Source organism: Mesorhizobium wenxiniae (assembly GCF_002284535.1).
In the GTDB taxonomy this organism is placed as follows: Bacteria; Pseudomonadota; Alphaproteobacteria; order Rhizobiales; family Rhizobiaceae; genus Mesorhizobium; species Mesorhizobium wenxiniae.
On record NZ_NPKH01000020.1, the window covers coordinates 62050 to 82739 of the forward strand.

General features: G+C 62.7%; 20 protein-coding genes. 1 reads left to right on the plus strand and 19 read right to left on the minus strand.

Translation table 11 applies throughout. The features are described 5' to 3' along the window. Positions 1-129: 129 nt before the first annotated feature. The 19 genes from CIT31_RS10550 to CIT31_RS10640 all read right to left on the minus strand — a co-directional run bounded on the left by CIT31_RS10550 (position 130) and on the right by CIT31_RS10640 (position 19138). Positions 130-414 (minus strand): DUF1467 family protein, encoded by a 285-nt coding sequence (locus tag CIT31_RS10550; RefSeq protein ID WP_095518571.1) that lies wholly within the window; start codon positions 412-414, stop codon positions 130-132. Next, on the minus strand, positions 411-815 hold the full coding sequence (gene mce, locus CIT31_RS10555) for a methylmalonyl-CoA epimerase (protein WP_095518572.1): 405 nt from the start codon (positions 813-815) through the stop codon (positions 411-413). Before mce ends, CIT31_RS10550 begins: the two co-directional genes overlap by 4 nt. 15 nt (positions 816-830) lie before the next feature. Beyond that, positions 831-2501 carry a ribonuclease J gene (locus CIT31_RS10560; protein WP_095519310.1) on the minus strand — a complete coding sequence of 557 codons (1671 nt, stop codon included), beginning with the start codon at positions 2499-2501 and terminating at the stop codon, positions 831-833. Between the two features lie 64 nt (positions 2502-2565). Beyond that, positions 2566-3387, minus strand: a complete 822-nt coding sequence (locus CIT31_RS10565; RefSeq protein ID WP_095518573.1) for a biotin--[acetyl-CoA-carboxylase] ligase — start codon at positions 3385-3387, stop codon at positions 2566-2568. A 4-nt stretch (positions 3388-3391) separates the two neighbouring features. Next, positions 3392-4828, minus strand: a complete 1437-nt coding sequence (gene nuoN, locus CIT31_RS10570; protein ID WP_029352043.1) for an NADH-quinone oxidoreductase subunit NuoN — start codon at positions 4826-4828, stop codon at positions 3392-3394. A gap of 18 nt (positions 4829-4846) precedes the next feature. Continuing rightward, a complete protein-coding gene (locus CIT31_RS10575; RefSeq protein WP_095518574.1) occupies positions 4847-6352 on the minus strand; it encodes an NADH-quinone oxidoreductase subunit M in 1506 nt (501 codons plus the stop codon). Beyond that, a complete protein-coding gene (gene nuoL, locus CIT31_RS10580) occupies positions 6352-8325 on the minus strand; it encodes an NADH-quinone oxidoreductase subunit L (protein WP_095519311.1) in 1974 nt (657 codons plus the stop codon). Before nuoL ends, CIT31_RS10575 begins: the two co-directional genes overlap by 1 nt. A gap of 11 nt (positions 8326-8336) precedes the next feature. Continuing rightward, positions 8337-8645: an NADH-quinone oxidoreductase subunit NuoK gene (nuoK, locus tag CIT31_RS10585; protein WP_029352048.1), complete on the minus strand. Its 309-nt coding sequence runs from the start codon at positions 8643-8645 to the stop codon at positions 8337-8339. A 1-nt stretch (position 8646) separates the two neighbouring features. Further along, positions 8647-9267 carry an NADH-quinone oxidoreductase subunit J gene (locus CIT31_RS10590; protein WP_029352049.1) on the minus strand — a complete coding sequence of 207 codons (621 nt, stop codon included), beginning with the start codon at positions 9265-9267 and terminating at the stop codon, positions 8647-8649. 229 nt (positions 9268-9496) lie between these two features. Further along, complete coding sequence (nuoI, locus tag CIT31_RS10595; protein WP_023798861.1) at positions 9497-9988, minus strand: NADH-quinone oxidoreductase subunit NuoI; 492 nt, start codon at positions 9986-9988, stop codon at positions 9497-9499. Further along, entirely contained in the window at positions 9988-11031 is a 1044-nt protein-coding gene (nuoH, locus tag CIT31_RS10600; RefSeq protein WP_023798860.1) for an NADH-quinone oxidoreductase subunit NuoH, read from the minus strand. Before nuoH ends, nuoI begins: the two co-directional genes overlap by 1 nt. A 2-nt stretch (positions 11032-11033) precedes the next feature. Beyond that, the gene (nuoG, locus tag CIT31_RS10605) at positions 11034-13115 is read right to left on the minus strand and encodes an NADH-quinone oxidoreductase subunit NuoG (RefSeq protein WP_095518575.1); all 2082 of its coding nucleotides are present in this window, start codon (positions 13113-13115) and stop codon (positions 11034-11036) included. Positions 13116-13190: 75 nt separating this feature from the next. Continuing rightward, on the minus strand, positions 13191-13880 hold the full coding sequence (locus CIT31_RS10610) for an NADH-quinone oxidoreductase subunit E (protein ID WP_095518576.1): 690 nt from the start codon (positions 13878-13880) through the stop codon (positions 13191-13193). A 130-nt stretch (positions 13881-14010) separates the two neighbouring features. Continuing rightward, entirely contained in the window at positions 14011-15315 is a 1305-nt protein-coding gene (gene nuoF, locus CIT31_RS10615; protein WP_095518577.1) for an NADH-quinone oxidoreductase subunit NuoF, read from the minus strand. A 9-nt stretch (positions 15316-15324) separates the two neighbouring features. Next, positions 15325-16401, minus strand: a complete 1077-nt coding sequence (gene nuoE, locus CIT31_RS10620; protein WP_095518578.1) for an NADH-quinone oxidoreductase subunit NuoE — start codon at positions 16399-16401, stop codon at positions 15325-15327. Further along, positions 16402-17592 carry an NADH-quinone oxidoreductase subunit D gene (locus CIT31_RS10625; protein ID WP_095518579.1) on the minus strand — a complete coding sequence of 397 codons (1191 nt, stop codon included), beginning with the start codon at positions 17590-17592 and terminating at the stop codon, positions 16402-16404. Next, a complete protein-coding gene (locus tag CIT31_RS10630; RefSeq protein WP_095518580.1) occupies positions 17593-18195 on the minus strand; it encodes an NADH-quinone oxidoreductase subunit C in 603 nt (200 codons plus the stop codon). Between the two features lie 5 nt (positions 18196-18200). Next, a complete protein-coding gene (locus tag CIT31_RS10635) occupies positions 18201-18782 on the minus strand; it encodes a NuoB/complex I 20 kDa subunit family protein (protein WP_027156092.1) in 582 nt (193 codons plus the stop codon). Beyond that, positions 18773-19138 carry an NADH-quinone oxidoreductase subunit A gene (locus tag CIT31_RS10640; RefSeq protein WP_029352062.1) on the minus strand — a complete coding sequence of 122 codons (366 nt, stop codon included), beginning with the start codon at positions 19136-19138 and terminating at the stop codon, positions 18773-18775. Before CIT31_RS10640 ends, CIT31_RS10635 begins: the two co-directional genes overlap by 10 nt. 336 nt (positions 19139-19474) lie before the next feature. Here CIT31_RS10640 and CIT31_RS10645 point away from each other — a divergent pair, with 336 nt between their 5' ends. Continuing rightward, entirely contained in the window at positions 19475-20674 is a 1200-nt protein-coding gene (locus CIT31_RS10645; protein WP_095518581.1) for a winged helix-turn-helix domain-containing protein, read from the plus strand. Positions 20675-20690: the final 16 nt, after the last annotated feature.

Consider the following 20690-nt stretch of genomic DNA (forward strand, 5'->3'; position numbering starts at 1 on the left):
TCATCTGTTTAGCACGACAAATTGCTAGACCACTTTACCAAGCGCCAGCACAGCGGGTTCGGAACCTGCATCGGCTTCCAGCCCGGATTGGTGCTCGCATGCAAGATGTGACCAGCCGCGCCCGGCGGTCTAATTTTCGGGTCTCTGGCTAAAATCCGGCACGATGTGCGGGATGTCGTCGATGCCGAGGCCGAGCCCCCTCGTAATGCCATAGAAGATGCCAAGAAGAACCATCGTGACGATTGTCGTCCGCAGCATGGCGCGCAGCATATGCGATCCGCGCGGCGCGCTGGGTACAGTGCCCAGCGTCACGTCCTCATCCTCGTCCTGCGTCCTCAGACTGAACGGCAGGATGGCGAACAGCACTACCCACCATGTGATGAAGAACAGGGCGAGAAACGAGACCCAGCTCATGCTTGCTCCAGTTCGACCAGCGTGCCGAAGAAATCCTTGGGATGCAGGAACAGCACCGGCTTGCCATGCGCGCCGATCTTCGGGTCGGCGTCGCCAAGGACGCGGGCGCCGCTGGCCTTGAGATGATCACGCGCGGCAAGAATGTCGTCGACCTCGTAGCAGACATGATGCATGCCGCCCGAGGGGTTCTTCTCGAGGAATGCCGCGATCGGCGAATCCTCGCCGAGCGGCTCCAGCAATTCGATCTTGGTGTTGCCGACATCGACGAACACCACCGTCACGCCATGCTCCGGCAACGCCTGCGGCGGGCTCACCTGAGCGCCGAGCGTATCGCGATAGGCCGCTGTCGCCGTGGCCAGATCCGGCACAGCAAGGGCGACATGGTTCAGGCGTCCGAGCATAGCGTGCTCCGAAAGTTACCGCGTGACGAACACCGTCACCAGCGGCTTCTTGCCCCACGCTTCATTGGCGGCGCCGCGGACGGCGCGGCGCACTGCCTCCTGCACGAGGTCGAGATCTCTTCGGCGCTGACGGGGGATGGAGTCCACGGCGCCGATTGCCGCATCGATCATCAGGTCTTCCAGGCTCTCGCCGCGGGCGTCGGCCTCGGCGACGCCGATGGCGACCAGATCGGGATCGCCGGCGAGCTCATACTTGTCGTCGAGCACGACATTGACCGCGACATGGCCGGCAAAGGACAGCTTGCGCCGGTCGCGAATGCCCATCGCCTGGTCGGTGCCGATCAGCCTGCCGTCCTTGTAGATACGGCCGAACTGCACCTGGTCGATGATCGTCGCCGCACCGGGATAGAGCCGCAGCATGTCGCCGTCGCGGACCTGCGCCACCTGGCCGATGCCCGACACCGACATCAGCGACCCCTGCGCTACAAGATGCGCCGCCTCGCCATGCACCGGCACGCCGATCTGCGGGCGCACCCATTGATACATCTTGCGCAATTCGCTGCGGCGCGGATGGCCGGAGACGTGCACCAGCGCATCGCCGTCCTCGATGATCTTGATGCCGAGATCGATCAGCCGGTTCTTGATCTCGAGGATACCCTTCTCGTTGCCGGGAATAGTGCGCGAGGAAAACACCACCGTGTCGCCTGCTGTCAGCGACACCGATTTCATCTCCTCGCGCGACAGTTTTGCCAATGCCGCAAGCGGCTCGCCCTGGCTGCCGGTGCAGATGATGACGAGGTTTTCGCGCGGGATGAACCCAAAATCCTCCTCGGCGATGAATTCGGGCAGCCCGTCCATATAGCCGAGCTCGCCGGCAACATCGATGACGCGCTTCAGCGAGCGGCCGAGCACCAGGCACTGGCGGCCGGCGTCGCGTGCCGCCTTGGCAATGGAGACGATGCGCCCGACATTGGAGGAAAAAGTGGTGACCGCGACACGGCCCTTGGCGCTCTGGATGACGCCCTTGAGGCCCTCGCCCACCGCCACTTCCGACGGCGACTCCCCTTCCCGCAGCGCATTGGTGGAATCGCAGATCAGCGCCAGCACGCCGTTGTCGCCATAGGCGCGGAAGCGGGCCTCGTCGGTCATCGGCCCGATCGTCGGCGCCGGATCGATCTTCCAGTCGCCGGTGTGGATGACGGTGCCGGCCGGCGAGGTGATCGCCAGCGACATCGGTTCGGGGATCGAATGCGCGACAGGGATGGCCTCGATCTCGAACGGGCCGACACTGAATTTTTCGCCGGCGCGGTAGATCGTCACCGGGATCTTCGGTGCGCCCTGCTCGCCCTGCCGCTTGGCTTCCAGCAATCCGGCCCCGAACGGCGTCATCCAGACCGGCGCCTTGAGCTTCGGCCATGTATCGAGCAGCGCGCCGTAGTGGTCCTCATGCGCGTGCGTGATGATGATGCCGCGCAGATTGGCGACGTTCTCCTCGATGAAGCGCGTGTCGGGCAGCACCAGGTCGACGCCAGGCAGGCTGGCATCGGGAAAGGTGACCCCGACATCGACAACGATCCATTCGCGCGCATTGACCGGGCCGTAGCCATAGAGAGCGAAGTTCATGCCGATCTCGCCGACGCCGCCGAGCGGCACGAAGACGAGTTCGGCGTTTTCCGCTGTCGCCATGATCTTTCCTTTCCTGGCGGTCAAGCCAGGCCCTTCAAAACTGGGGCCCGTCAAACCTGACCCGTCAAACCTGGGCCGACGCGACCGCACCGAAATGCACGTCGCCGGCGGCGATCGTCAGAACCGAACCCTTATCGTCGCGGATCACGAAACGGCAGTCCTCGTCAATGGTCTCGAACGTGCCGCGCACCACATTACCGTCAATTCTGACAGCAACCTGCCCGCCAAGCCCTGCCGCGCGCGCCAGCCAGCGCCGCCTGACGGCGGAAAGCCCACGCCCATCATTCCACAGCCGCGCATTCTCGCTCCAGGCATCCGACAGCGCCAGAAACAACGTCTCGGCATCGCAAGCAGCGCCCAGCGCGCTAAGCGATGTCGCCGGATAAGGCAAATCTTCGGGATAAGCCACAACATTGACGCCGATGCCCACCGCCACCGCGAAGCGATCGCCTTCGAGTATGGCCGTTTCCAGCAGGATGCCGGCAAGCTTGGCGCCGGAGGCGAGCACATCGTTCGGCCATTTCAGCTCGAAACGGTTCTTCCCATCGCTGCCGCCGTCGAGGCCGATTGCGATCCTGCCCTTCGGCACGACGGCGTCGAGCGCATCGGCCAGCGCCAGGCCGGCGACGAAGCCGAGTGTCGCGGCCAAGCGAAGCTCGGCATTGGTGACCAACAGCAGCGTTGCCGCCAGATTGCCCTCGGGCGTCGCCCAGACCCGGCCGCGCCGGCCACGTCCGCTTTCCTGTTTTTTTGAAACGACCCAGAGCTTGCCCGGATCTCCCGCCCGCGCATGGTCCAGCGCCAGCGCATTAGTGGAACCGACGGTGTCATGTGCCTCGAGCCGGAACCCTTCCGAGGCCGCTGTTGGAGCCAGCCGAAATGCCATCCCGTCAGAAAAACGTCTTGGCGGCGGCTTCGGCATAGGTGCCGATCGGCCCGCCGATCAGCACATAGAACAGCACGAAGGCGCCGCAGACGCCGAGCACCACGCGAAGTTCGGTCGCCATCGGCACGAAGCCGCCGACCGGTTCGTCGAACCACATGATCTTGATGATGCGCAGATAATAATAGGCGCCCACCACCGAGGCCAGCACGCCGATGATCGCCAGCGCGTAGAGGTTGGCGTTGATGGCGGCGAGGAACACGTACCACTTCCCCCAGAAGCCGGCGAGCGGCGGGATGCCGGCCAGCGAGAACATCAGGATGGTGAGGATCGTCGCCATGATCGGATTGGTCGACGACAGGCCGGCGAGATCGCTGATCTGTTCGACATTGCCTTCCTTGCGCCGCATGGCGAGGATGAAGGCGAAGGTGCCGAGCGTCATCACCAGATAGATCAGCATGTAGATGGCGACGCCGCGCACGCCGGCTTGGCTGTTGGCGGCGAGACCGACCAGCGCGTAGCCCATATGGCCGATCGAGGAATAGGCCATCAGCCGCTTGATGTTGGTCTGGCCGATGGCCGCGAAGGCGCCGAGCGCCATCGAGGCGATCGAGATGAAGACGATGATCTGCTGCCAGTCGGCGGCGATCGGCTTGAACGCGCCCATTGTGACGCGCACGATCAGCGCCATCGCCGCCATCTTCGGCGCCGCCGCGAGGAAGGCCGTCACCGGCGTCGGCGCGCCCTCATAGACGTCGGGCGTCCACATGTGGAACGGCACCGCCGATATCTTGAAGGCGAGGCCGGCCAGCACGAAGACCAGGCCAAAGACGAGGCCAAGCTGCCGCTCGCCGCCGCCCAACGCCGTGGCGATCTCCTGGAACCCGGTGTTGCCGGTGTAGCCGTAGACGAGGCTGATGCCGTAAAGCAGCATGCCTGACGACAGCGCGCCGAGGACGAAATATTTCAACCCCGCCTCGGTCGAGCGCAGATTGTCCCGGTTGATCGCCGCCAGCACATAAATCGCCAGCGACTGCAATTCGAGGCCGAGATAAAGCCCGATCATGCCGTTAGCCGAGATCATCAGCATCATGCCGAGCGTGCACAGCAGGATCAGCACCGGATATTCGAACTTGTCGAAATGCTCCGCCTTGGCGAAGCGCATCGACATGACCAGCGTCACCGCCGACCCGATCAGCGCCAGCACCTTCATGAAGCGGGCGAAGGGATCCTGGACAAAGGCCTCGCCATAGGCATTGCCCTGCCCGGTGGAAAAGATCGTCCAGACGCCGGCAATCACCAGGACGGCGACGGCAAGGCCGCTCACCGTGGTGGTGGTGTTTGCGCGCGAATAGGCGCCGAGCATCAGGAGCGCCAGGGCGCCAATGGCGAGGATCAGCTCTGGTGTCGAGAGCGACAGGCTGGAGAGAAGGTCCGGCGTCATGGTTCGCAAACCTCCCAGTCAGTTCGCCGCCGCGGTCTGCGCGGTGTCGATGGATGCGGTGACATTGGTGACGAGCGCCTTGACCGATTCGGCCGTCGCATCGAAGACCGGCGCCGGGTAGACGCCGAAGAAGATGACCAGCACCACCAGCGGATAGATGATCACCTTCTCGCGCGTCGACAGGTCGAGCAGGCCTTTCAGGCTGTCCTTGGTCAGTGCGCCGAAGATCACCCGGCGATAGAGCCAGAGCGCATAGGCCGCCGACAGGATGACGCCGGTGGCAGCGAAGAACGCCACCCAGGTGTTGACCCGGAACACGCCGAGCATGGTCAGGAACTCGCCGACGAAGCCGCTGGTGCCTGGCAGGCCGACATTGGCCATGGTGAAGATCATGAACACGGTGGCGTATTTCGGCATGTTGTTGACCAGCCCGCCATAGGCGTCGATGTCGCGCGTGTGCATGCGGTCATAGATGACGCCGACACAGAGGAACAGCGCGCCGGAGACGAGGCCGTGCGATAGCATCTGGAAGATTGCCCCCTGGACGCCTTCCTGGTTCATCGCGAAGATGCCCATGGTGACGAAGCCCATATGGGCGACCGACGAATAGGCGATCAGCTTCTTCATGTCCTCCTGCATCAGCGCCACCAGCGAGGTGTAGATGATGGCGACGACGGACAGCGCGAAGACCAGCGGCGCGAACATCTCAGAGGCGATCGGAAACATCGGCAGCGAAAAGCGCAGGAAGCCGTATCCGCCCATCTTCAGCAGGATGGCGGCCAGGATCACCGAGCCGGCCGTCGGCGCCTCGACATGGGCGTCTGGCAGCCAGGTGTGCACCGGCCACATCGGCATCTTCACGGCGAAGGAGGCGAAGAAGGCGAGCCATAGCCAGGTCTGCATGTTGGCCGGGAAGTTGTGCGTCAGGAGCGTCGGGATGTCGGTAGTGCCGGACTGGAAGAACATCGCCATGATAGCGAGCAGCATCAGCACAGAGCCGGCCAGCGTATAGAGGAAGAACTTGAACGAGGCGTAGACGCGCCGCTTGCCGCCCCACACGCCGATGATGATGAACATCGGGATCAGGCCGGCTTCGAAGAACACATAGAACAAAACGATGTCGAGCGCGCAGAACACACCGATCATGAGCGTCTCCAGCAGCAGGAAGGCGATCATGTAGGCCTTGACGCGTTTCTCGATCGATTCCCACGAAGCCAGGATGCAAAGCGGCATCAGGAAGGTGGTCAGGATGACGAACAGCATGGAGATGCCGTCGACGCCCATATGGTAGGAGATGCCGGAATCCAGCCAGGCAAACTTCTCGACGAACTGGAAGCCAGGCTCCGAATTGTCGAACCCGGTCCAGATGAACAGCGAGACGATGAAGGTGATGCTCGTCGTCCACAACGCGATGGCGCGGATGTTGCGGCGGGCATTCTCGCTGTCGTCATTGATCAGCAGAATGAACAGCACACCAACCAGCGGCAGGAAGGTGACCAGCGAGAGGATCGGCCAGGCGGTCATCAGAGCATCATCCAGGTGACGAGTGCGGCAACGCCGATCAGCATGGCGAAGGCGTAGTGATACAGGTAGCCGGTCTGCAGCTTGACGACCCGGTTGGTGACATCGACGACGCGCGCCGAAACGCCGTCCGGACCGAGCCCGTCGATGACAGTGCCGTCACCGGTCTTCCACAGAAAGTGGCCGAGGCGTTTTGCCGGCCGCACGAACAGGAGGTCGTAAAGTTCGTCGAAATACCACTTGTTGAGCAGGAAGGCGTAGAGCCCGCGATGCTGCGCCGCCAAATTCTTCGGCATTTCCGGCGCGCGGATGTAGAATTGCCAGGCAATCGCAAAGCCGATCAGCATGGCGACAAACGGCGCCAGCTTCACCCATAACGGCACATCGTGCATGTCGTGCAGGATGTGGTTTTCCGGGAGCGTAAACAGCGACGCCTTCCAGAACTCGGCGTATCCCTCGCCGATGAACGCGCCATGGAAGATCACGCCGGCGAACAGCGCGCCCGCCGCCAGGATGTACAGCGGCACCAGCATGACCGGCGGCGATTCATGGACATGGTGCATGACCTCGTGGCTCGCCCGCGGCTGGCCGTGGAAGGTCATGAAGATCAGCCGCCAGGAATAGAAGCTGGTGAAGCAGGCGGCCACGACCAGCAGCACGAAGGCGAGGCCGGCAACCGGATTGTGCGCGGCAAAGGCGCTTTCGATGATCGCGTCCTTGGAGAAGAAGCCGGCGGTGCCGATGACCGTCACCGGAATGCCGACGCCGGTCAGCGCCAGCGTGCCGATCACCATCATCCAGTAGGTCTTCGGAATGAGCGTCCTGAGGCCGCCCATCCTGCGCATGTCCTGTTCGTCGGAGACAGCGTGGATCACCGAGCCGGAGCCGAGGAACAACAGCGCCTTGAAGAAGGCATGCGTGAACAGATGGAAGATCGCCGCGCCATAGGCGCCGACGCCGAGCGCTACAAACATATAGCCGAGCTGCGAGCAGGTCGAATAGGCGATGACGCGTTTGATGTCGTTCTGGACGAGGCCGACGGTCGCCGCGAAGAAGGCGGTGAAGGCGCCGATGAAGGTGACCACCATCAGCGCCGAATGCGACAGTTCGAACAGCGGCGACAGCCGTGCCAGCATGAACACGCCGGCGGTCACCATGGTGGCGGCATGGATAAGCGCAGAGACCGGCGTCGGGCCTTCCATGGCGTCCGGCAGCCAGGTGTGCAGCGGCACCTGGGCCGACTTGCCCATGGCGCCCATGAACAAAAGCAGGCAGACGACGGTCATCGCGGCCTGCTTGTCGAGCGCATAGCCGAGGAAGGTCAATACTGCAGCGCCCTCGGGGGCGCCTTCGGCCGGAATGAATGTCGCTGCATTGGCGAATATGGTGCCGAGATTGACCGAGCCGAACAGCACGAACACACCGAAGATGCCGAGCGCAAAGCCGAAATCGCCGACGCGGTTGACGACGAAGGCCTTGATGGCGGCGGCATTGGCCGACGGCTTCTTGTACCAGAAGCCGATCAGCAGGTAGGAGGCGAGACCGACGCCTTCCCAGCCGAAGAACATCTGCACGAGGTTATCGGCGGTCACCAGCATCAGCATGGCGAAGGTGAACAGCGACAGATAGGCGAAGAAGCGCGGCCGGTTCGGGTCGTGATGCATGTACCCGATCGAGTAGATGTGGACCAGCGCCGACACCGTGTTGACCACGACCAGCATCACCACCGTAAGCGTATCGATGCGCAGCGCCCATGCGGCCTCTAACCCGCCCGACTGGATCCAGCGCAGCACCGGCACGGTGAACACCTCGCCCTCGCCGAAACCGACGGCGAAGAAGGCGACCCACGACAGCACGGCTGATATCACCAGGAAGCCGGAGGTGATGTATTCGGACGCCTTGGCGCCGAGCGACGTGCCGAACAGGCCGACGATCAGGAAGCCGAGCAGAGGAAGGAAGACGATGGCCTGATACATGGTGGTTTCCGTCAACCCTTCATCATGTTCACGTCTTCGACCGCGATCGAACCGCGGTTGCGGAAGAAGACGACGAGAATGGCGAGGCCGATCGCCGCTTCAGCCGCTGCGACCGTCAGCACGAACAGCGCAAACACCTGTCCGACGAGATCGCCGAGTGCTGCCGAGAAGGCGACGAAATTGATGTTGACCGCGAGCAGGATCAGCTCGATCGACATCAGGATGACGATGATGTTCCTGCGGTTGAGAAAAATGCCGAACACGCCGAGCGTGAACAGGATCGCCGATACGGTCAGATAGTGCGCGATGCCGACGATCATCTCAGATTCCCTCGCCCGTCTTGACCTTGCGGATTTCCATTCCCGTTGCCGGCGTGCGGCCAACCTGGGCTGAGATCGACTGCCGCTTGATCCCCGGCTTGTGGCGCAGCGTCAGCACGATAGCGCCGATCATGGCGACCAGCAGCACAAGGCCTGCAATCTGGAAATAGTAGAGGTAGTCCGTGTAGAGGATGTCGCCGAGCGCTGCCGTGTTCGAGCGCGCGGCAAGGTCCGGAATGGGCTTCGAAACCGTCGCGGCCAGTTGCGGCGCGAACGTATAGCCGCCCAGCACCACGATCAGCTCAGCCGCCAGGATCAGCCCGACCAGCGCGCCGATCGGCGCGTATTGCAGGGCGCCTTCCTTCATTTCGGCGAAATCGACGTCGAGCATCATGACGACGAACAGGAACAGCACCATGACCGCGCCGACATAGACGACGAGCAGGATCATCGCCAGGAACTCGGCGCCGGTCAGCATGAACAGGCCCGCAGCGTTGAAGAAGGTCAGGATCAGGAACAGCACCGAATGCACGGGATTGCGCGCCGAAATGACCATGAACGCCGACGCCACCGCGACAAAGGCGAAGAGGTAGAAAAAGGCCGCCTCTAGTCCATTTAGCATGGGTTCCCCCGGGGTTCCTGTCGGACCGGCTTTCGCCCTGTCCGTTGTGTGCTTCGTTCCGCCTCCGGTGCCGAAGCCGCGTGTTCCTAGCGCATGTTCCGATCGGGTTGAAAGACCCGATCGAAAGAAACATGCGCCACTCTCTTACTTCGGTGGATGATCTTTGTCCGAAAAGTCTGCAACTGTTCGGGATCATCCTCTGAACGAGGCCTCTCGCCCCGTCCATGCGTCAGCGATACGGCGCATCCAGCGAGATGTTGCGCGCCAGTTCGCGCTCCCAGCGGTCGCCATTGGCCAGCAGCTTGTCCTTGTCGTAATAAAGTTCCTCGCGCGTCTCGGTGGCGAATTCGAAATTCGGCCCCTCGACGATGGCGTCGACCGGGCAGGCCTCCTGGCAGAAGCCGCAATAGATGCACTTCACCATATCGATATCGTAACGCACCGTGCGGCGCGTGCCGTCGTTGCGGCGCGGGCCGGCCTCGATGGTGATGGCCTGCGCCGGACAGATCGCCTCGCACAATTTGCAGGCGATGCAGCGTTCCTCGCCGTTCGGATAGCGGCGCAGCGCATGCTCGCCGCGGAAGCGCGGGCTGGTCGGCCCCTTCTCGTGCGGATAGTTGATCGTCTCCTTCGGCGCGAAGAACTGGCGCATCGACAGGAAGAAGGCGCTCACGAAGTCCTGCAAGAGCAGAGACTTGGCGGCTTGGGCTAGAGCGGACATCACGCAAACCCCGTGATCTTGAGGAACGCGGCGACGATCACCACCATCGCCAGCGAGATCGGCAGGAAGACCTTCCAGCCGAGCCGCATCAGCTGGTCGTAGCGGTAGCGCGGCACGAAGGCCTTCACCATGGAGATCATGAAGAACACCAGGCAGACCTTGAGCACGAACCAGATCAGACCCGGCACCCAGGTGAAAGGAGCGAAGTCGAAGGGCGGCAGCCAGCCGCCGAGGAACAGGATGGTGGCCAGCGCGCACATCAGCACGATGGCGACATACTCGCCGAGGAAGAACAGCAGGAACGGCGTCGACGAATATTCGACCATATGGCCGGCGACGAGTTCGGATTCGGCTTCGACAAGGTCAAAAGGCGGGCGGTTCGTTTCGGCCAGCGCCGAGATGAAGAAGATGACGAACATCGGGAACAGCGACAGCCAATGCCAGTCGAGGAAGGTGTTGGGCAGGCCAACCCGCGTGCCCAGCCCATCCTGCTGCGACAGCACGATGTCGGACAGGTTGAGAGATCCGACGCAAAGCAGCACGGTAACGATGACGAAGCCGATCGAGACCTCGTAGGACACCATCTGCGCCGCCGAGCGCAGCGCGCCGAGGAACGGATATTTCGAGTTGGACGCCCAGCCGCCCATGATCACGCCATAGACCTCGAGCGAGGAGATGGCGAAGACATAGAGGATGCCGACATTGACGTTGGCGATCGCCCAGCCCTCGTTGACCGGGATCACCGCCCAGGCCGAGATCGCCAGCACTGCCGAAACCAAAGGCGCCAGCAGAAAAACGCCCTTGTTGGCGCCGGACGGAATCACCGGCTCCTTGAAAACGAACTTCAGAAGGTCGGCGAAAGCCTGCAGCGTGCCCCATGGACCGACGACGTTCGGGCCGCGGCGCAGCTGCACCGCCGCCCAGATCTTGCGGTCCGCGTACAGGATGTAGGCGACGAAGATCAACAGCACGACGATCAGCACGACCGACTTCAACAGGATGAGCAGCGCCGGCAGCACGTAGAAGGAGAAGAAGGTGTCCATGCTTATTCCGCCGCCTGCCTGAAGCCGTTTTTCGCCAGCGCCGAGCATTCCGCCATCACGGCGGAAGCCCGCGCGATCGGGTTGGTCAGGTAGAAATCCTTGATCGGCGAGGTGAAGGCGCCCTTATTCAGCCGCCCGCCGAGCTTCGCCACTTTGGCGACATCGTCAACGTTGCCGGCCGCCACCTGGTCGATGCGGGCAAGATGCGGGTATTCCGAATAGAGTTTCGCGCGAAGCTGCGGCAGCGAATCGAACGGCAGCTTCTTGCCCAGCACATCCGACAGCGCCCGCAGGATCGCCCAGTCCTCGCGCGCATCGCCCGGCGCGAAGCCGGCACGGTTGGTCTGCTGCACGCGGCCCTCGGTGTTGACGTAGGTGCCCGATTTTTCGGTATAGGCGGCGCCCGGCAGGATAACGTTGGCGCGGTGCGCGCCCTGATCGCCATGCGTGCCGATATAAACGACGAAGGCGCCGCCGGTCTTGGCCATGTCGATCTCGTCGGCGCCGAGCAGGAACAGCACGTCCATATCGCCCAGCATTCCGGCGACGTTTTTGCCGCCCTCACCCGGCACGAAGCCGACATCGAGCCCGCCGACACGCGCCGCCGCAGTGTGCATCACGGCAAACCCGTTCCAGTCGGTTCTCGCGGCATTGACGGCGGTGGCGAGCTTCGCCGCCTGGCCGAGCACGGCCGCGCCATCCGAGCGTGCCAGCGCACCCTGGCCGACGATAACAAGCGGATGCGTCGCTTTCTTCAGCATCTGGAAGAACTTGCTGTTGCCGTCGGCCAGATCCTTCAGCGATTCCGTTCCGGCGCCGAGCTGCTCATAGTCGTAGCGCGTGTCGCCGACATCGCCGATAACGCCGACCGGCAGGTTGCCGACCCGCCAGCGCTTGCGGATGCGGGCGTTGAGCAAGGACGCCTCGAAGCGCGGATTGGCGCCGATGATCAGCACCGCGTCGGCCTGCTCGATGCCCTCGATGGTCGCGTTGAAGATATAGCTTGCCCGGCCGAGCGACGGATCGAGCGCGGCACCGTCTTGGCGGCAGTCGGTGTTCTTCGAGCCGAGCGAGGCCATCAGCAGCTTCAGCGCATAGATCTCCTCGACGGCGGCGAGATCACCTGCAATGGCGCCGATCTTGTCGGGTGCAGTGCTCGACACCGCTTCCTTGATCGCGGAGAAAGCCTCGGCCCAGCTTGCCGGGGCCAGCTTGCCGTTCTTGCGGACGTATGGCCGGTCGAGGCGCTGGGTGCGCAAGCCGTCCCAGATGAAGCGGGTCTTGTCGGAAATCCACTCCTCGTTCACCGCCTCGTTGGTGCGCGGCAGGATGCGCATCACTTCGCGGCCTCTGGAATCGACGCGGATCGCCGAGCCGACAGCATCCATCACGTCGATGGACTCGGTCTTGGTCAGCTCCCACGGCCGTGCCTGGAAGGCGTAGGGTTTGGAGGTCAGCGCGCCGACCGGGCAAAGGTCGATGACGTTGCCCTGCAGTTCCGAGGTCATCGCGCTTTCGAGATAGGTGGTGATCTCGGCGTCCTCGCCGCGGCCGATCAGGCCGAGCTCGGAAATACCGGCAATTTCGGTGGTGAAGCGAACGCAGCGCGTGCAATGGATGCAACGGTTCATGATCGTTTTGACCAGCGGCCCGATATACTTGTCTTCGACCGCCCGCTTGTTCTCGTGATAGCGCGAGGAATCGACGCCGAACGCCATCGCCTGGTCCTGCAGGTCGCACTCGCCGCCCTGGTCGCAGATCGGGCAATCCAGCGGATGGTTGATCAGCAGGAATTCCATCACGCCTTCCCTGGCCTTCTTGACCATCGGCGTGTTGGTAAAAATTTCCGGCGTTTCGCCATTCGGTCCGGGGCGCAGGTCGCGCACGCCCATGGCGCAGGACGCCTGCGGCTTGGGCGGACCGCCCTTCACCTCGATCAGGCACATGCGGCAGTTGCCGGCGATCGACAGCCGCTCATGGAAGCAGAAGCGCGGCACTTCCGCGCCGGCATCCTCGGCTGCCTGCAGCAGCGTGTAGTGGTCGGGTACAGTAATCTCTTTCCCGTCGACCTTGAGCTTTGCCATGTCGTCTCAAACCCCTGCGGACATTCCGCAATCTTTCTTTCCGGGGCGCAACCGAAACCGCGCCCGGCATTGAATTCAATGTTTGGCCGCGGCCAGCACCGCCGCCTGGCCAAGCCAGTCGTCGCGCTCGATGCGGCCCTTGAACGACAGATAATCGTCGACCCAGGCGATCTCTTCCGGCGTCCATGCCGCAATCTGGCCGTAGGTCCAGATCCCCAAGCCGTTCAGCACCTCTTCCAGCTTCGGCCCGATCCCCGATATCGCCTTGAGGTCGGCCGGATTTGCCGGACGATCCATGGCCTTGGGCTGCTTGAAGTCCTCGGGCATCAACCCGGTCGGCGCGGCAGCCGCATCCACCACGCTCCGTGTATTATCCATGCCGCTCGCCGCTATGTCATTCACGTTCCTGGCGAAGGACTGCGCATCGGCGATCAGGGTTTTCGTCGCCGCGCGCGCCTTGGTCGAGGAGCTTGTCCCTGTCCCGGAAAAGCGTTCGACCCTGGCATCGAAATCGTCGACGATCGGCTGGAAAAGCCGCTGCGAGGCCTCGGCGGCGCCCGAGAGCACGCCCATCCACACCCCAAAAGCATGATTGGCAAGCCCGAAGCCGAGCGCCGACATCGCTGCCGCACCCGCGACAGGGTGCGCCAGGAGATTGAAGGCACTGGCCATCTCCTTCGGCATCATCCTTGTCAGGTCCTGGTTCATCTTCTCGAACGGGTCCAAATCTGGCATCAAATGATCGGGTCTCGAATTCAGCGACATAGGTGGTCTCCTGGTCGTTTCTTCCGTATGCCCCGGCCTGTTTTCCTCAAATCGGGCACTTGCCCGTATTTCAAATCGGGCACTTGCCCGCATTCCAATCGGGCATTCGCCCGTCTTTCAAATTTCTTGTCTATTCCGCCGCCACCATCACCGGCTCTGCGCGGTGCGCGTTGCGCGAAAACTCATCGATGCGCCGCTCCACCTCGCCGCGGAAATGCCGCATCAGGCCCTGGATCGGCCACGCCGCCGCATCGCCCAGCGCGCAGATCGTGTGGCCTTCGACCTGTTTGGTCACGTCGAGCAGCATGTCGATCTCACGCTTCTGCGCCTCGCCGCGCACCAGCCGCTCCATCACCCGCCACATCCAGCCGGTGCCTTCGCGGCACGGCGTGCATTGGCCGCAACTCTCGTGCTTGTAGAAGTATGAAAGCCGCGCGATCGCCTTCACGATATCGGTCGATTTGTCCATGACGATGACAGCCGCCGTGCCGAGGCCCGATTTCAGGTCGCGCAGCGCATCGAAATCCATCGGCGCGTCGATGATCTGCTCCGCCGGCACCAGCGGCACCGAAGCGCCGCCCGGAATGACCGCCAGCAGATTGTCCCAGCCGCCGCGAATACCGCCGCAATGCGTCTCGATCAGCTCGCGGAACGGGATCGACATCGCCTCTTCGACGGTGCACGGATTGTTGACGTGGCCGGAGATGCAGAACAGCTTGGTGCCGACATTGTTGGGCCGGCCGAAGGACGAGAACCAGGCAGCGCCGCGGCGCAAAATGGTCGGCGCCACCGCGATCGACTCGACATTGTTGACTGTCGTCGGGCAGCCATAGAGGCCGACATTGGCCGGAAATGGCGGCTTCAGCCGCGGCTGGCCCTTCTTGCCTTCGAGGCTTTCGAGCAGCGCCGTTTCCTCGCCACAGATATAGGCGCCGGCGCCATGGTGCATGTAGATGTCGAAGTCGTAGCCGGACGTGTTATTCTTGCCGATCAGCTTGGCCTCATAGGCCTCGTCGATGGCGCGCTGCAGCGCCTCGCGCTCGCGGATGAACTCGCCGCGCACATAGATGTAGGCGGCAACCGCGCCCATGGCGAAGCCGGCGATCAGGCAGCCCTCGACCAGCGTGTGCGGGTCGTGGCGCAATATATCACGGTCCTTGCACGTGCCGGGTTCGGATTCGTCGGCATTGACGACGAGATAGCTCGGCCTCCCGTCGCTCTGCTTGGGCATGAACGACCATTTCAGCCCGGTCGGGAAGCCGGCGCCGCCGCGGCCGCGCAAGCCGGATGCCTTCATCTCGTTGACGATCCAGTCGCGCCCCTTGGCGATGATGCCAGGCGTGTTGTCCCAGGCGCCGCGCGCCATCGCGCCGGCCAGCGACTTGTCGAAGCGGCCGTAGATGTTGTTGAAGATGCGGTCTCTGTCCTGAAGCATGTTCGTTCCTCAGACCGGTTTCTTGCCGGTGGGCCGATTCTTGTCCATGAGCGACGGCTTGGCCGGCTTGGCGGCTACCTTCTTGCCGCCAGCGCCCAACGGCGCATTCTTCAATTCCGGCGCCTTGAAAGCAGCCGCTGGATCAGCCTTGGTCTTGGGACCGCTGCGCTGTTTCGGAACCTTTTCGACCTCCGGCGCGGCCCTGTTGGCATTGGCCGCCGAATGCCGCGGTGCGGCGACGCTCGCCGCCTTTTCCGTCTCTGGTGCGACCTTCGTCGGGGAAGGCGATCTCAGCGCCGGGCTGGTTTCGGGCGCATCGGTCTTCGGCTTGCTGGCTTTCGATGGCGCGACAGGGGGAGCCGGTACTTGTGCGGCCGGAGCCGCCGGCGTTGCGACAATTGCCGCTGGCGCGGCCTCCCTGGCAGCCTTGGCGGCTGCCTTGGCTTCCCTGTCGCGGGTCGTCTTCAGGATCGCCTTTTCGCTCTTCAGCGTCGTCAGGCCGGTGATCGGCTCGGAGGTGATGCGGCCGTTCTGCGGGCCCGGCGTCACCGAGGCGCCCTTGCCGGCGTCGTAGAGATCGATGATCTCGGCAAGCCGCTCCGGCGTCAGGTCCTCGAACGTGTCCTTGAAGATCATCACCATCGGCGCGTTGACGCAGGCGCCAAGGCATTCGACCTCCTCCCACGACAGCGTACCCTTGTCGTTGGTGTGGAACTGGTCGTGATGGATCTTCGAGCGGCACACGTCCATCAGCGCTTCCGAGCCGCGCAGCATGCAGGGCGTGGTGCCGCAAACCTGGATATGCGCGCGGGTGCCGACCGGATTGAGCTGGTACTGCGTGTAGAAGGTCGCGACTTCCAGCCCACGGATGTAAGGCATGCCGAGCATATCGGAGATCGTCTCGATCGCCGCCTTGGTCACCCAGCCTTCCTGCTCCTGCGCCAGCATCAGCAACGGGATGATCGCCGACTGCTCGCGGCCCTTCGGATACTTCTTGATCCATTGCTTCGCCGTTGCCGCATTCGCCCGGTTGAAGGCGAAGGCGGCTGGCTGGAGGTTGGCTTCTGCGAGACGGCGGACTGACATTTAGCGATCGACCTCACCAAACACGATGTCGAGGGAGCCGAGAACGGCAGTGACGTCGGCCAACATGTGGCCGCGGCACAGGAAATCCATGGCCTGCAGATGCGCGAAACCGGGCGCCCGCAGCTTGCAGCGATAGGGCTTGTTGGTGCCGTCGGAGACCATATAGACGCCGAACTCGCCCTTCGGCGCTTCAACGGCCGCATAGACCTCGCCCGCCGGCACGCGGTAGCCCTCGGTGTAGAGCTTGAAGTGATGGATCAGCGCTTCCATGGAGCGCTTCATCGCCGCGCGCTTTGGCGGCACCACCTTGCCGTCGAGGTTTGACACCGGCCCCGTGCCTTCTTTGCCGAGCAGCAGGTCGACACATTGGCGCATGATCTTCGCCGACTGGCGCATCTCTTCCATGCGCACGAGATAACGGTCGAAACAGTCGCCGTTTTTGCCGACCGGAATGTCGAAATCCATCTCGGCATAGCATTCGTAAGGCTGCGACTTGCGCAGATCCCAGGCGACGCCGGAGCCGCGCACCATGACGCCCGAAAAGCCCCACGCCCAGGCGTCGGCCAGCGAGACGGTGCCGATGTCGACATTGCGCTGCTTGAAGATGCGGTTGCCGGTGAGCAGTGCGTCGAGATCGTCGAGCGATTTCAGGAACGGGTCGATCCAGATGCCGATATCCTCGACCAGCTTCTGCGGCAGGTCCTGGTGGACGCCGCCGGGCCGGAAATAGGCCGCATGCATGCGCGAGCCACTGGCCCGCTCATAGAATACCATGAGTTTTTCGCGCTCGACGAAGCCCCACAAGGGCGGCGTCAGCGCGCCGACATCCATCGCCTGCGTCGTCACATTGAGGATGTGCGACATGATGCGGCCGATCTCGCAATAAAGCACGCGGATCAGCTGGCCGCGCTTCGGCACTTCGATGCCGAGCAGTCGCTCGGCGGCAAGCGCGAAGGCATGCTCCTGGTTCATCGGCGCGCAATAGTCGAGCCGGTCGAGATATGGCACCGCCTGCAGATAGGTTTTGGCTTCGATCAGCTTTTCAGTGCCGCGATGCAACAGCCCGATATGCGGATCGACGCGATCTACGACTTCGCCATCGAGCTCCAGCACGAGGCGCAAAACGCCATGCGCCGCCGGATGTTGCGGGCCGAAATTGATGTTGAAGTTGCGAACGGAGGTTTCAGCCATTTACTGCTTTGCCTTCTCATCCCCCGGGAGCACGTAATCCGTACCTTCCCACGGAGACAGAAAATCGAAATTGCGGAATTCCTGCTTCAATTCCACCGGCTCGTAGATGACCCGCTTGGCCTCGTCGTCGTAGCGCACCTCGACGAAACCGGTCAGCGGAAAATCCTTGCGCAGCGGATGACCCTCGAAGCCGTAATCGGTCAGAATCCGCCTGAGATCGGGATGGCCCGAAAACAGCACGCCATAGAGATCGTAGGTTTCGCGTTCGAACCAGTCGGCGCCCGGAAACACACCGGTGATCGATGGCACCATCGTCTCTTCGTCCGCCTGCACCTTGAGCCGGATGCGAACATTCTGCTTCGGCGACAGCAGATGATAGACGACGTCGAAGCGCTTGGCCCGCGACGGATAATCGGCGCCGCACACATCGATGATCGAAATGAACTGGCATTTTTGATCGTCGCGCAGGAAGGTTATCACCTCGATCAGATCGTGCGGCTCGACAGAGATGGTGAGTTCGCCATAGGCAAGCACCGCCTCGCCGATCCGGCCGTTCAGCTTCTCTCCGAGATAGGTCGAGAGTTCACTCAAGGACTGGCTCATGCCGCTCACCGTTCGATCGTGCCGGTGCGGCGGATCTTCTTCTGCAGGAGAAGAATGCCGTAAAGCAGCGCTTCCGCACTCGGCGGGCAGCCGGGCACGTAGATGTCGACCGGCACGACGCGGTCGCAGCCGCGCACTACCGAATAGGAATAATGATAGTAGCCGCCGCCATTGGCGCAGGAGCCCATAGAGATGACGTAGCGCGGCTCCGGCATCTGGTCGTAGACCTTGCGCAGCGCCGGCGCCATCTTGTTGGTCAGCGTGCCGGCGACGATCATGATGTCGGACTGGCGCGGAGACGCGCGAGGAGCAACACCGAACCTCTCCGAGTCATAGCGCGGCATCGAGGTGTGGATCATTTCGACCGCGCAACAGGCGAGACCAAAGGTCATGAACATCAGCGAGCCGCTGCGCGCCCAGGTGATCAGCGCCTCGGTGGAGGTGACGAGAAAACCCTTGTCGGCCAGTTCGTTGTTGATCTCGAGGAAGAATGGATCATTCGCCCCCACCGGCTTCCCGGTGCTGGGGTCGAGAATGCCCTTCGGCTTCGGCGCGACGAGCGTGCCGGAATTGTCGCTCAATCCCATTCCAGCGCTCCTTTCTTCCATTCATAGGCAAAGCCGATGGTCAGCACCGCCAAAAACACCATCATCGACCAGAAACCGAGCATGCCGATCTGGCTGAAAGACACGGCCCACGGGAACAGGAAGGCCACTTCCAGATCGAAGATGATGAACAGGATCGACACTAGGTAGAAGCGGATGTCGAACTTCATGCGGGCGTCGTCGAACGAATTGAAGCCGCACTCATATGCGGAAAGCTTTTCCGGATCTGGGTTGCGGAAGGCCACCAGGAAGGGGGCGGCAAGCAGCGCCAGGCCGACGACCAGCGCCACGCCGATGAACAGGACGATGGGCAGGTACGAACTCAACAATGCGTTCATGCTGCAGCTTTCCGTTGGCGGCCAATCCACTCTGATTACAGCACCGGACCCACTTGCGGAAGCGTGACAGTTTAACCACTGAACCGTTTTAGGAGGCTCTATGCTGCAACGCGGCGAGGGTTAGCGCAGCGCTTTCGGCGAAGCAAGTCAAACCTTGTTCAAAACACGGTGCCTGGACGGCATATCCGGATAAACTGGTCCGATCCGCTCCTGTTTGATTTCTTTTAAATGTTACTCCAGTTTTCTCTCCTGACATAGATGCCGCCAAGACCCTGCTAGCATGGCGCGGAATCATCGTCCAAACCTTGGGTCGAACGCCAACAGAGTGCCGTCTGCATGAAGGAAAAAATCTCGCTCGCCATGGCCCGGCGCATAGCGCTTGCCGCACAGGGGTTTGCCGATACTCGCCCTAACAGCACGCCTGATCGCCGCCATCTGGCCCGCGTCCTTGCCCGCACCGGCCTGCTGCAGATCGATTCCGTCAGTGCGGTGGTGCGTGCTCACTATATGCCGCTCTATTCGCGGCTTGGCCCCTACCCGCTTGCGCTGCTCGACAACGCCGCCGTGACGCGCAAGCGCAAAGTCTTCGAATATTGGGCGCATGAGGCCTCCTTTCTGCCGGTCGAGACCTATCCACTGATGCGCTGGCGCATGGAGCGGGCCGAACGCGGCGAGGAAATGTATAACGGGCTGGCCAAGTGGGGCCGCGAACGCGCCGCCTACATTGAAGACATCTATCGCGAGGTCGTTCAACGCGGCCCGATCGCCGCTTCCGCCCTGGAAGGCCAGAAAGGCTCGGGCGGCTGGTGGGGCTGGAGCGATGCCAAGCACGCTTTCGAATGGCTGTTTTGGGCTGGCCGCATCACCACGGCGTCGCGTCGTGGCTTCGAGCGGCGCTACGATCTGCCGGAGCGAGTGCTGCCGCCTGCGATACTTGCCCTGCCAGTGCCCTCCCCTGAGGATGCGCACCGCGAATTGCTGCGCATTTCCGCCCGCGCCCACGGGGTCGCGACGGCGGGCGACCTGCGCGATTATTTCCGCCTCTCTCCAGGCGACATCAAGGGCCGGATTGAGGAACTGGTCGACGCCGGCGATCTTTTGCCCGTACGCGTCGAAGGCTGGGACAAGCCTGCCTATCTTTACAAGGACGCCCGTTTTCCGCGCAAGATCGAGGCACGCGCGTTGCTCGCTCCGTTCGATCCGGTCGTCTTCGAGCGGTCGCGCACGGAAAGACTGTTCGGCTTCCGTTATCGCATCGAGATCTACACCCCCGTCGAAAAGCGCCAGTACGGCTACTATGTGCTGCCGTTCCTGCTTGGCGAAAGGATCGTGGCGCGCATCGACCTCAAGGCCGACCGCCCCGCCGGCGTGCTGCGCGTCCATGCCGCCTATGCCGAGCCCGGCGCCCCGCCGAAAACCGCCGCCGAACTCTTCGAGGAGTTGAAGCTGATGCAGGGTTGGCTCGGGCTGAAACGCATCGAAGTGACTCCGGCCGGCGACCTGGGTTCGGCTCTCGCCAACATTGCCGCATCGTAGACGTGCGTTGACACGA